The 13,849-nt window shown below is 43.6% G+C and carries 10 protein-coding genes; all 10 read left to right on the forward strand.

Annotation, left to right across the window (positions count from 1 at the left end):
- Positions 1-2,553: T9SS type A sorting domain-containing protein (locus ACRD7P_RS15745; protein ID WP_430908601.1), on the forward strand; the 2,553-nt coding region annotated here is incomplete at its 5' end.
- A 100-nt stretch (positions 2,554-2,653) separates the two neighbouring features.
- On the forward strand, positions 2,654-3,688 hold the full coding sequence (locus tag ACRD7P_RS15750; protein ID WP_430908602.1) for an NAD-dependent epimerase: 1,035 nt from the start codon (positions 2,654-2,656) through the stop codon (positions 3,686-3,688).
- 128 nt (positions 3,689-3,816) lie between these two features.
- Positions 3,817-4,821, forward strand: coding sequence for an SDR family oxidoreductase (locus tag ACRD7P_RS15755; RefSeq protein WP_430908603.1), 1,005 nt, complete (start codon positions 3,817-3,819; stop codon positions 4,819-4,821).
- A 2-nt stretch (positions 4,822-4,823) separates the two neighbouring features.
- Positions 4,824-6,152, forward strand: coding sequence for a UDP-glucose dehydrogenase family protein (locus tag ACRD7P_RS15760; RefSeq protein ID WP_430908604.1), 1,329 nt, complete (start codon positions 4,824-4,826; stop codon positions 6,150-6,152).
- Positions 6,153-6,182: 30 nt separating this feature from the next.
- The gene (locus ACRD7P_RS15765; protein WP_430908605.1) at positions 6,183-7,469 is read left to right on the forward strand and encodes a nucleotide sugar dehydrogenase; all 1,287 of its coding nucleotides are present in this window, start codon (positions 6,183-6,185) and stop codon (positions 7,467-7,469) included.
- A gap of 535 nt (positions 7,470-8,004) precedes the next feature.
- Entirely contained in the window at positions 8,005-9,654 is a 1,650-nt protein-coding gene (locus ACRD7P_RS15770; protein ID WP_430908606.1) for an Ig-like domain-containing protein, read from the forward strand.
- Positions 9,655-9,952: 298 nt separating this feature from the next.
- The gene (locus ACRD7P_RS15775) at positions 9,953-10,822 is read left to right on the forward strand and encodes a glycosyltransferase family 2 protein (RefSeq protein WP_430908608.1); all 870 of its coding nucleotides are present in this window, start codon (positions 9,953-9,955) and stop codon (positions 10,820-10,822) included.
- Positions 10,823-10,834: 12 nt separating this feature from the next.
- Positions 10,835-11,956, forward strand: coding sequence for a glycosyltransferase family 4 protein (locus ACRD7P_RS15780; protein WP_430908609.1), 1,122 nt, complete (start codon positions 10,835-10,837; stop codon positions 11,954-11,956).
- Positions 11,957-12,007: 51 nt separating this feature from the next.
- Positions 12,008-12,514, forward strand: a complete 507-nt coding sequence (locus tag ACRD7P_RS15785) for a DapH/DapD/GlmU-related protein (protein ID WP_430908610.1) — start codon at positions 12,008-12,010, stop codon at positions 12,512-12,514.
- Entirely contained in the window at positions 12,511-13,728 is a 1,218-nt protein-coding gene (locus ACRD7P_RS15790; RefSeq protein WP_430908611.1) for a glycosyltransferase family 4 protein, read from the forward strand. The genes ACRD7P_RS15785 and ACRD7P_RS15790 overlap by 4 nt, the downstream gene beginning before the upstream one ends.
- Positions 13,729-13,849: the final 121 nt, after the last annotated feature.

Here is a 13,849-nt window from a genome sequence, read left to right on the forward strand (position 1 = left end):
ACCGTAGTGAACGTCAACGTGGTGAAACAGTGCGACCCCGAGGACATCCTGATCAGCCCCGAATGGAGGATAGGATCAGGGGCCTATGAAAGCGCGAATCCCGGAGAGGACGTTCAAATTACCGCGACCGAAGGTCAAGAAGTTCGATTGAGCATTTTACCAAATAACGTGGGTGGCGCAGGTAGCGAACAACTCAGCTTCAATGTCACCTTACCAAGAGGAGGGTTCGTAGACGATTTAACGGGTGATTATGTATTGGAAGCCGTCAGTTTACTGGATGCGGGCGCCTATGTGATGACCTCCGTAGAAGGATGTTCCGTAATCATTACATTGGAAGTGGAAGAAATCGATTGTAGCGACATCAAAGCGGAATGGTCATTGAACGGAGGTGGTTCGTACAGCAGCGCACCCGATGCCGAACCAGTTACCGTAGAGGCTTTTACGGGCGACAATATAAGAATCAGCATGCTTCCTAATGGAATCGACTACACCGTAACCTATGGAGGTGATCCCGTATACACCGGAAACACGGATTTTGTTTTAGGAATTGCTGAAATTGCGGATAGTGGCGCCTATACTATCACGACTCAGCAAGGGTGTTCGACCACTTTGAACTTAAATGTGACCCAATTCGATTGTACAGCCGACACGATTCGGGCAGAGTGGTCGTTAGACGGTGGAGGCTCCTACGAGAGCGCTCCGGACGATGGCAATATTACAGTAGCGGCCAATACGGGTGATAATGTTCGATTGAGCATGCTACCCAATGGTGTTGAATTTACCGTGACTTATGAGGGCGGAATTGTTTATGATGGATCTCAAGATTATATTTTGGGTGTCGTCGATCCGACCAATAGCGGAGACTACATTATCGATTCGGACCAGGGCTGTACCACCACCCTTACCCTAAACGTGACCGACATTATATGTGACTCGGATGCGATAAGAGCGGAATGGCGCCTTAACGGTACTTATTTTAGTGCTCCCGACGAACAGCCTATTACGGTTCCCGCACTCTTTGGAGACGCCTTTGAAATCAGTATGTTGCCGAACAATACGACCTATACCATTACCTACGATGGAGATGAAGTATACAACGGGCAGCTCGATTATGACCTTGGAAACCTTAATAGCGAAGATAGCGGCGAGTACACGATTACTACAGTGAATGGCTGTAGTACCATATTAACGTTGGAAGTCACCTGCCCTAGCGGACCGTTTACCCCGGAATATACCGTTGATGGCGTAGCGAACAGCGGAGAAGAAATTCTTACGGTAGACGCTGGAAGCACCGTTTCCCTTAGCACGGTCGAAAAAAATGTGCCTTATACGATAACACGCCCTGATGGAAGCGTCGCAACGGGAGATTTGGACCTTGGTGCCGTAACCACCGATGCGTCCGGGGCATACATTTTTACATCATCCGAAGGGTGTACCGCTTCCTTGAGTATAATTGTAATCAGTCCGTGTGTTCCCGGAACCTTTAATCCTAGAATTACAATAGACGGTGAATTACGTACAGAGGCCGTTGCCTATACAGTTGATTTAGGATCGAGCATTGATTTAAGCGTGCTACAAAACGATCAGGAATATACCATTACTCTACCGGACGGTAACGTTGTGAACGAAGATTATGAAATCGAATCGGCAACATTTGACGATAGCGGGCGCTATGTTTTTACATCCAGTTCAAATTCCTGTACGGCCATTTTGGATATCGAGGTAGTAGATCCGTGTACACCAGACCGCTTTACCCCGCAATACATTGTCGATGGCGTATCCGGAACCGAGGAAACCACAATTGAGGTAAACCAAGGTGGTTCCGTAACCCTATTGCTTGTTCAGCAAGATGTCGATTACACCATAACCGCACCGGACGATACTACCGTAAATAACACCCTTTTAGAGTTGGATGATATTACACCCGAACAATCGGGCAATTATGTATTTACTTCGCCAAAGGGTTGCGAACGAGTTATTTCGATAATCGTTTTACCGGTGGCAAACTGTTCCGACGAGGATTTTTCCGTTGTATTCAGCATCAATGGTACTGCCGGCTCGGGAGAGACGGGAATTACCGTGGACCAAGGAAGCGCCATTGTATTGGATATCGTTCAGGATATCCCTTTCACCATTACGGCGCCGGACGGGACCAATACGGAGGGAAGACAAGAGTTGGGGGCCATAACCTTGGAACAGGCCGGAAATTATGTCTTCTCTTCCGAATCAGGTTGTTCCGCCCAATTCTCCATAAATGTAGCCCCCTTGGCGCCGGTAGACCCCGAAGCCAAACTTGAAGATGTGAGGCTTTTTCCAAACCCTACTACGGACGGCGTCCTATCCATTGGATTGGAAAACTATATGAACGAAAGACTTTTCATCACGTTCTATGACATCTATGGAAAGTTTGTTTTTCGCGAGGTAGTTCCTGAAAACCATCAGACGGTGGTTACGATGGATCTTTATGACCTTAGTGTCGGAACCTACATCGTAGAGATAAGAAGAACGGCAGAAGACGAGAATACCTTAAAAAAGGTCATCAAAAGAAGATAACTAGTATACCACCAAAAGAAAAGACCCTGTTTAGAAAGCTATTCAGGGTTTTTTCATTTTTAAGAATATTGTTCTGATATTTGATAGAAATTTGAGCATTTTGAAGATACTCGTTACCGGTGCCGCCGGATTTATTGGATTTCATGTTTGCAAAAGCGTTTTGAAGTTAGGGCACCAAGTAGTGGGCCTGGACAACATTAACGATTATTACGACCCAAATTTGAAATATGCACGGTTGAAAGAACTTGGTATACCAAAGGACGATGCCATGCGTATGGACCAAAAGACCCAAAGCATTACTTATCAGGGTTTTATATTCATACGGAGCAACTTGGAAAATAGAGTAGAATTGCCACTGCTTTTCAAAGAAGAAGGATTCGATGTGGTCTGTAATTTGGCCGCCCAAGCAGGGGTGCGCTATAGTCTAGAACATCCCGAAACGTATATCGATTCGAACATCGTCGGTTTTCTGAACGTACTGGAATGCTGTAGAAACCACTCCGTAAAACATTTGGTGTATGCCAGCAGCTCCAGCGTTTATGGTCTAAACGAAAAAGTACCTTTTAGCACCACCGACCGCACGGACCGGCCGGTTAGTTTGTACGCGGCTTCAAAGAAAACGAATGAACTGATGGCCCATACCTACTCCCATTTGTTTCAATTACCGACTACCGGACTTCGCTTTTTTACGGTATATGGCCCTTGGGGAAGACCGGATATGGCCCTATTCCTGTTCACCAAGGCAATTCATGAGGGCAATCCCATAAAGGTCTTTAATAATGGGGAGCTGGCCCGGGATTTCACCTATATTGATGATATCGTAGAAGGAGTGGTACGTGTTATTAGCAAGAAAAAAGACGCTGGTATTGTCAAAAATTGTGCAAGAGTATATAACATCGGCAATAACAATTCGGTAAAATTAATGGATTTTATTCAAGCCATAGAAACGCAGCTAGGAAAAAGCGCTGAAAAAGAATTTTTACCGATGCAGCCCGGAGATGTTTCACAGACTTGGGCAGATGTCAGCGGATTGATCGACGACTATGGCTATCGGCCGAACACCCCTCTGGTCGATGGGGTCGAGCAATTTGTAAAATGGTATTTAAACCATTACGGTGGCATACAAAACGGTTAAAACCGCTACATAGGATACTGCCCAACAAAACGGGGTTCCCCATTCAACCGATTTATATACATCTAAAATGGAATCGATAGTGAGTTTAATATGTTTTTCCGACCTTTGCGGTCTCAAATTTCGATCGAATGGATCTGACCGACCTTAAGTTCAATGCCAAATTTACCGTTCTCGTTACCGGTGGAGCCGGCTTTATTGGTTCCAATCTCTGTGAAGCCCTGATCAAAAACGGCAATACGGTGATTTGCCTCGATAACTTCGCCACTGGAAAAAAGGCGAATTTGGATGCTATAATAGATCATTCGAATTTCAATTTCGTAGAAGGCGACATTCGAGACCTGGCCGTTTGCAAACAGGCCTGTAAAAATGTGGACTATGTACTGCACCAAGCAGCCCTAGGTTCCGTTCCAAGATCCATTAACGACCCGATAACCAGCAATGAAGTAAATATTTCCGGCTTTTTGAATATGCTGGTAGCGGCGAGGGACACAGGTGTAAAAAGATTTGTTTATGCGGCAAGTTCCTCTACATATGGTGATTCCGTAAAAATGCCCAAAGTTGAGGACAACATTGGCAAACCGCTTTCACCCTATGCGATAACCAAATATGTAAACGAACTGTATGCCGGAATTTTTAGCAGCACCTATGGCTTGGAGACCATAGGCCTGCGATACTTTAACGTCTTTGGGAGAAAACAAGATCCAAACGGGGCGTATGCCGCGGTAATCCCGAAATTCGTCATTCAATTGATGCGACACGAAAAACCGATCATTAACGGAGACGGTAGTTATTCGCGGGACTTCACTTATATCGACAATGTAGTTCAAATGAACGTACGGGCCATGATGGCGGAAGACAATGAAGCGATCAATACCGTATACAACGTTGCGTACGGAGAACGTACGACCTTAAATGAGTTGATGGACCTTTTAAAAGAGTTTTTAGGGGAATTAGACCCCGAAATCAGCAAATTAAACCCTGAATATGGTCCAAATAGACAAGGAGATGTACCCCACTCGTTAGCTTCTATAGAAAAGGCAAAACAACGGTTGGGATACTCCCCTAATTTTGATATTCGAAAAGGACTTAAAAATGCCGTTACCTGGTATTGGCAAAATTTAAAAATAGACTAAAGATGAATTTAACTGTAATAGGAACAGGTTATGTCGGTTTGGTAAGTGGCACTTGTTTTGCCGAAATGGGCAACACGGTCACCTGCATCGATGTTGACACCAAAAAAATCGAAAACCTAAAGTCAGGTATCATTCCTATATATGAACCCGGGCTAGAGCCTATGGTAAAACGGAACATTGGCACCAAAACCTTGCGTTTTAGCACCGACTTGTCGCAAAACCTGGAAAAGTGCGATATTGCTTTTATAGCAGTGGGCACTCCAATGGGCGACGACGGTTCCGCAGATTTAAAATACGTGCTTCAGGTAGCCAAAGAAATCGGGGAACATATGAGCCATTACCTGGTCATCGTGGACAAATCCACAGTACCTGTAGGAACTGCGGACAAAGTTCGTAAAACGGTACAGGATGAGTTGGACAAGCGCGGTCTGCAAATCGATTTTGATGTGGTATCCAATCCGGAGTTTTTAAAGGAGGGCGATGCGATCAACGATTTTATGAAACCCGACCGTGTGGTAATCGGCTCGGACAATGAAGAAGCATCTGAAAAAATGAGGGCATTGTACGCTCCGTTTTTCAGAAGTAGCATGGATAGGCTTATCACTATGGACGTTCGCTCTGCGGAAATGACCAAATACGTAGCCAACGCCATGTTGGCCACCAAAATTTCGTTTATGAACGAAATTGCCAACATTTGCGAATTGGTAGGTGCCGACGTAAACAAAGTACGGATCGGTATCGGATCCGATAGTAGGATTGGATACAGTTTCATTTATCCCGGAAGTGGTTATGGAGGGTCGTGTTTTCCAAAAGATGTAAAAGCACTTAAAAAAACTGCCCAAGAACATGGTTACACCGCACAACTGATCAATTCCGTAGAAGAAGTCAATAACCGTCAAAAATTTGTGATCGCAAATAAAGTGGTCAAACGATTTGGGGAAGACCTCAAAGGAAAAACATTCGCTATTTGGGGCCTAGCGTTTAAACCGGAGACCGACGATATGCGAGAAGCACCTGCAATATACATCATTAAGGAATTGGTGAAACGTGGGGCCAATGTTCATGCGTACGACCCAAAGGCCATGGAGGAGGCACAGCACTTTTACCTAAAAGAAGAAAAGAACATCACGTATTTTAATTCCAAATACGAGACCCTACCGGGAGCTGATGCCATGCTTTTGCTTACCGAATGGAAGGAATTTCGTTCCCCCGACTTTGAAGAGTTAAAACTTCAACTAAAACAACCGGTGATTTTTGATGGAAGAAACCAGTACAACCATGAGCGCATGGTCAAGCAAGGGTTCGAATATTTTCAAATCGGAAAAGCCTAAATATCACTATACCACTCTAAAGCTCTTCATATGTCAACAATTAAAATAGGGATAATCGGATTAGGATACGTTGGACTTCCCTTGGCCCGCCTTTTCGCCACAAAATATCCCGTAGTGGGTTTTGATATCAATACCGAAAGGGTAAACGAACTTATGCAGGGTATCGACAGTACCTTGGAGGTCGACAATGAAGAACTTAATGCTGTACTATCAAAATCCCCGAATATGGAAACAGGACTATACTGTTCCGATTCCGTTTCCCATTTGGCGGATTGCAACTACTATATTATTACGGTACCCACGCCTGTAGACCCTACGAAGAGACCTATCTTGACGCCCTTGTACAAGGCCAGCGAAACTGTTGGCAAAGTCCTAAAACAAGGAGACATCGTTGTTTACGAGTCAACGGTATACCCTGGGGTGACGGAGGAAGAATGCGTCCCGATTTTGGAGAAAATAAGCGGTCTTCGCTTCAATGAAGGTTTTTTTGCGGGCTATTCTCCGGAACGGATCAATCCCGGTGATAAGAAACATACAGTAGAAAAAATATTAAAGGTAACCTCGGGGTCCACTCCCGAAGTTGGAAAAAAAGTAGACGAATTATACGGTTCGGTCATTACGGCCGGTACGTATTTGGCCACTTCCATAAAAGTCGCCGAAGCGGCCAAGGTTATCGAAAACTCCCAACGGGATATCAATATTGCCTTTGTAAACGAATTGGCGAAAATTTTCAATCTTATGGACATTGACACCCATGAGGTGTTGGAAGCCGCGGGAACCAAATGGAACTTCCTCCCCTTTAAACCTGGTTTGGTCGGAGGACACTGTATTGGAGTAGATCCTTACTATTTGGCACAAAAGGCACAGCAATATGGCTATCATCCAGAAATTATTCTCGCCGGCCGACGGATGAACGACGGCATGGGGTCCTATGTAGCTTCGGAAATTGTGAAGTTAATGGTTCAAAAAGATATCAAAATAAAAGGTGCCCGTATTTTGGTTTTGGGAATAACATTTAAGGAAAACTGCCCGGATGTGCGGAATACCGGTGCTGTTTCCGTGATAGAACACTTAAAAAGTTACGGTGCCGACCTTAGTATCTTCGATCCTTGGGCCGATCCTGCCGAAGTTTTACGCGAATACAACCTTGACACTGTTCAACATCTGGATAAGGAGGGTCAACCTAAATTTGATGCCGTAGTACTTACCGTATCGCACAAAGAGTTTTTAACGGTAGATTGGTCCGATTACTTGAATTCGAACAGCATTGTTTACGATGTAAAGGGCATATTGCAAAATACCGATGGTAGGTTATAGCGGTCCATTGCTTTTACTTCGACCGTAAGGTTAAGGTACTTTTAAGTAAATAATGGTCCCTTAGGTTATGTTCTTTTTACTTACAGCAGTCGATTACGCAATTTCTCAGCGAACCGACCGTGGCCTCGCATCAAATCAATAGATAGGTATAGCCTTCTTCACACAAACTCGGTCCATTTTAAAAGAGACGTTTTTTAAAAAAATGCCGTAGTGGCCAGAGACCTCCGTCCCTATCGGTCTTAATTCATTGGGCACAACCCTTTTAGATAGCGCTTTTTTCTTAACAAATGCCCAATTTTCCTGAAATTTGTTAAAAAAAAGTGCATTTCATCGAATTAATTGGTAGTTCATCATCCATAGCTACGAAAACTGACGTAATTTGGGGGTAAGATTTGTGATGCAGTTTGTCGAAAACCTGCTAACCATTCGTCGAAAAAATTTTTTTTGGAACAAAACTTTAAAAAATAAATTGGATTTTTGTTTTCCCGAATCTTATCAGAAATTAAATTAAACGTATTTAAACCTACTCCTAACTATGGTCCCCACCACTCCCAATGTCAACAAGTTGACAGCAAGTATTTTTGTGTTTTCACTACTCATTTCCTGTAGTAAAGATTCCGATCTTTTAGAAGATTACAGTGTTAGCGACATCCCCGAAATCATTGAAAATGGCAAGTATGTAAAGGATGATGTTTTCAACATTAACGGCAATGAAAGCGTTATACTAGATGTACTTTCCAATGACAATTTCCCCGATGCCGAAAAGGTAAACATTATAAAAATATCGAATCCATCCCTTGGTATCGTTGAGATACAGGAAGATAAAACCATTTTGTACACCCCGGTAGCCTCTACTACAGAAGAAACCGACACCAATGAAAATGAGTCGGATAGCAGTAACGATTCCAGTGACACTACCGAAGATGAAACTACCGAAACGGAAGAAACCGAAAATTCAGGAACGGATAACCAGAATGGCACCGATACAGCGGAAGCCAGCGAATCCGATACGTTCGACTACACTGCCGAAACAGAAAACGAAGACGGCACCAAAACCACAGAACAAGGGACGGTAACCGTAGAATATACGGACGAAGAGGAAGAGGAAACGCAAGAAGAAGAGGAAACTCAAGAAGAGGAGACGGCGGGTTATGATCCGGGACCCATCCCAGAACAGGTATTGTACTGGAAGCAACGGTTTGATGATGGGTGGAGTTATTATTCCGACGAAATCACAAGGCTTACCAATAGTAAAAATAAGAATCAGGAGTATTACTATTTAGGATATTATATAGATGGCCTAACAAGCCTTTGGCAAGCGACCGGGGACAATGCGTATTTGGATACCGTAATCGGCATTGTTGACAAAACCATGAACGACGCCGTTTCGGTCAGCGGGGGATATAAAGGATGGCCTTCAGCCTCAGGACAACAGATTCCCTTATGGGATAGTTTCTATTGGAGATTCGTGGCCACACTTACCCGTATAATGCACCAATCGCCTAGTTTACGCTCCGATCAAAAATATCAGAACGCCTATCAACGCCTTTTGAACTTTTCCGAACGAAACATCTGGGATCGTTATGCCGAAAATGAAAAAGATTACATCTACCGGATCAACACCCACATGGCATCACATTGGGCCCGCATCGCCATGGAACTGTATGTAATCACAGGTAAGGCAAAATATAAAAAAGTCTTTGACGAAATTTCCTTTGGCCCCAATCCTTATCGCGAGTCCGACCTAAGGAACCAACTGAAGTTCAACCCAAGCGTACCTACCGCATATGTGTGGAACATGAATTGGGACGACACAGGCATTCAAGACACTTCCCATGGAGGTTCAGTGGTCAGTTTCTGGGTTGCCGCAGAGGAAAACAACATGTACTGGAACAGAAGCGATATCAATGCCCTTGTATCAACGTTCAACAACGTGATATGTACAGGAGAACTCGTAGATGCTAGAGAGTTTGTTAACGGAACCGGTAAACTCAACCCTGCTCAGACCTATTTGAACGAGTGGTTACATCTAGGAAGGTATAATAGGGAAATACAGGATAAAGTTTTCGATCACTATAGCAATAGAAACAACTTGGGCTATGTGGGACTACAACCTGCCGGTATTGCCGCACTAAATGAAAGAGTATTGACCAATGGCCGTCCCGCCTATCCAGAAATCTGGTAAGGCCCTCATGGCTAAGACAATCAAAAAACCTCGATGGACCTAACCATCGGGGTTTTTTGTTTACATTTGCGTACTTAAATTTTTCGTTTGACAATAACCAAAAATAGTGCCCACTTAAGACTCCAAAACCGTTTGTAGTTCAACATATCTTCCCCTATTTAAAAAATATAGCTCAAAACCTAAAAACAATGTCTGCCCTATTCCGACGTTCTTTTAACCATTCCTTTTTTTGGAAAACCGATAACGTCTAAGCAGAAGCACGCCACCGAAGAATAACGGTTCAAGTAAAAAAAACTCGATGAAGCATTTTGCGGTCCTTTATACCTGTTACAATCGCAAGGAAAAAACCTTGGCCTCTTTAAAAAGTTTATACGACGTTGCCCAACGGACGACTCCTACCCTTTCGTTCAAAGTATACTTGACGGACGATGGCTCTACGGACGGTACCGCCGAGGCCGTTTCGTTACAGTTTCCCGAAGTACAGATCATAGAGGGAGATGGCACCCTTTTCTGGGCGGAGGGTATGCGCAAATCATGGAAAGCCGCACTGGACCAAGATTATGAGGCCTTTTTACTACTGAACGATGATGTGGAACTTTATGAAAACCTGTTCGACCAACTTCTAAAAACACATAAGTATGCTGTTGACCACTTGGGAAAATCAGGCATTTACATTGGTGCCACCGAAGATCGGTTTACCAAAAAACTGACCTACAGCGGCTCGATACTATTGAACCGCTTTCTGTATACCGCCAAAAGGCTAGAACCGAATGGAAAGGTGCAAAGGTGTGATATGGCCAACGCCAATATTATGATGGTTACTAAAGAAGCGGTAGCGCAAATCGGAATTTTATCGGAAGGGTATAGCCATGGTATGGCCGATTATGACTACAGCCTTATGGCCAATCGTAGTAATATACCGGTGCTAATCGCCCCAGCCTACTGCGGACATTGCCTCAATGACCACACCGACCATTATGAAGGTTTTGCCGAAAAGAGCTTTAAAGAACGTAAAAATCACCTTTACAAACCAAATGGGTTGGCATTGGGTTCCTATAAAAAATACATGTGGAAGTTTTTTCCGTTCCGCTATCCTTTCGTTGTTTTTTTTGGTTGGCTAAAACTCTATTTCCCCAAGCTATATTTGAATTTTTTTCGCAACCGTTAAGGAATCGATCATATGAAATGTTTGCATATCTGTAATGATTTTTCCCTGACCAAAGTGCATAAAAACCTCTATAGCAATTTCGATGCCGAGGGAATGACCCAAATCGTTTACAATCCCGTTCGGGATACCACCCCTATTGGTAACAATACCATCGATTTTACCGACAAGGAATCGGAAATAGTATATTCAAAAAAAATAAAGAAATACCACAAAGTGTTCTTTCGGAACAAGATGAACTATCTTTTTCGGGACCTCAAAAAAAAGGTCGAACTTAACACTGTTCAGCTAGTTCATGCAACGACCTTCTTTACCGATGGCGCATTGGCCCTTAAAGTACATCAAGAGTTCGGCACACCTTTTATAGTAGCCGTTCGCGGTACCGATATTTCGGTTTTTCTTCGTTTGAGACCCGATTTACGGGGTTTGGCCTTTAAAATTATCAAAAAAGCCGCCAAGATAATATTCATCAGCAATTCACTGCGTACGGCCTTTGCGGAACATCGGTTATTGGCCTCCAAAAAAAATGAAATCCTAGAAAAAAGTGTACTGATTTATAACGGCATAGACGATTTTTGGTTGGATAACAGAAATGCTTCCAAAAGGGTTGCTCCCAACTGCATACTGTATGTAGGTAGGTTTATCCCCACCAAGAATATTCAAAACCTTATTGCCGCTATTGGGGTCTTGCGGGACGAAGGGCAAGATCTGTTTTTGAATCTAGTCGGTGCCGGAGGTGAAGAAGAGTCGATTATCAAACAAAAATCAAAAGAAAACGCAAATTTCGTCCAATATATGGGTGCTGTTCGCGATAAGGAAAAATTACGAGAGGTGTATGGTAACAATGCAATTTTTGCCATGCCTTCCTCGGCAGAAACCTTTGGGTTGGTGTACATTGAGGCCTTATCGCAAGGACTGCCCATTCTGTATAACGAAGCACAGGGAGTCGATGGAGTGTTTCCGGACGGCAGCGTTGGGGAAAAATGTGATGGTACCGATTTGGACAGTGTGATCGCCGCATTAAGAAAGATTATCGTGAACTATCACATTTATGGCATGGAAAATATTAATTTTGACCAGTTTTATTGGTCTAAAATCGCCAAGAAATACATACAGCTCTACGAAAAGGTACTCTAAATGCGTAAACTCTATTTTTTGTTGAAACATATATTGCGGTATCCAAAAGATATGCTCAAAAATAACCGTGTACACCATACTGCGCGTATTGGATCGAACACCTTGGTTTCGAACACCACAGTGGGCATGGGAACCTATATTGCCGTCAATACCGTAATGAACATGTGCGAAATAGGCAATTACTGCTCCATCGCTGCCGCGGTCCAAATCGGAGGTATGGAACACTCCCATTGGTGGTTGAGTACCAGTCCCAGATTGACCGAAAAACAGGGAAGCACCGCCATTACAAAAATAGGGAACGATGTATGGATCGGTGCCGGTGCCATTATCAAACGGGGAGTAACCATAGGGGACGGTGCCGTTATTGGCGCAGCATCCTTCGTAAACACCGATGTACCGGAAAACACGATCTATTTTGGAAGTCCTGCCAAATTTTACAAAAAAAGGCTCGATCCGACCATTTTTGAAGCGATCAAAGAATCAGGCTATTGGACAATGAACGAATCAAATGCCCGTTTAAAACTGGCGGAACTGGACGCTAAATACTTTTCGAATTGAAGATACTCTATATACATCAATATTTTAGGACCCCTTATGAACCGGGAGGTACCCGATCGTATTGGATAAGCCGGGAGCTTATGAAAAACGGGCATGAAATTACCATGCTCACCACTACCGATAAGGTAATGGAACGGCCCATACAGCGTACGGTAGTCGATGGAATAAACGTTATTTACATCAATATCCCCTATGAAAACGATATGGGTATTTTTAAAAGGCTCCTTTCGTTTCTTCGTTTTATGTTCAAATCGCTTCGCCTTGCTTGGAAAGAGAAGGATGTCGATATGGTTTTGGCCACCTCTACTCCACTTACCGTAGGTTTTCCCGCATTGGTGTTGAAACGGATGAAAAAAATACCCTTTGTATTCGAGGTCAGAGATCTTTGGCCAGAAGTACCGATACAAATGGGTGCCCTGAAAAATGGGATTATCATCGGTATCGCCAAGTGGTTCGAAAGAAGAATTTATAAGAAAGCTACACGGATCGTAGCCTTAAGCCCTGGCATGGAGGCCGGCGTGCTACAGGAAGGTATTGATCCGAAATTGGTTTCCATGATTCCCAACATGTCCAAAATTGACGCGTTTTGGCCCCGTGAAAACGATACGGAGCTATTGCTTGAAATGGGTTTGAAAGAGGACTCTTTTAAGGTCATCTACTTTGGCGCGATGGGACTGGCCAATGCCATGAACTATGTTATGGACGGCATAACACTGTTAAAGGACCGTGAAAACATAGAGTTCCTTTTTTTGGGCCACGGCGCCATGGAAAAAATGCTCAAGGCGAAAACGGCGGAACTAGGCTTAAAAAATGTACACTTTTTTGGAAATGTACGTATGGAAAAACTATCCAAGATCACCAATTTCTGTAATGTGTCCTTGGTTACCTTTTCCGACCTCCCAATTTTGGCCACCAATTCACCCAACAAACTGTTCGATTCCCTTTCGGCAGGAAAAGCGTTGATCGTAAACTCTCCGGGTTGGACCAAAGATCTTGTAGAAACCTATGAATGTGGTGTTTTTGTTGACCCGAAAAAGCCCTCTGAATTTTCCGAAAAAATTATTTGGCTCATGGAAAACCCGGAAACCGTCGCTCGCATGGGTGAAAATTCAAGAAAATTAGCGGAAACAAAGTACGATAAATCCATCCTTTGCAAACAATTTGCAACGGTAATCGCAGCGGCCGAAAAAGAAATCAAAAGTAAAAAAGCCTGATAAAACGGATATTTTTAAAGTTCAACGGACCTGGCACGGCATCATCCTTGTCTTTACGTAAAAAATTAAGAACTTTACCGTTGTAAGTTCGATAGAACAAGTAAAACAGCTCCCCTGTAAA

Source organism: Maribacter sp. 2-571, from assembly GCF_050589625.1.
In the GTDB taxonomy this organism is placed as follows: domain Bacteria; phylum Bacteroidota; class Bacteroidia; order Flavobacteriales; family Flavobacteriaceae; genus Pelagihabitans.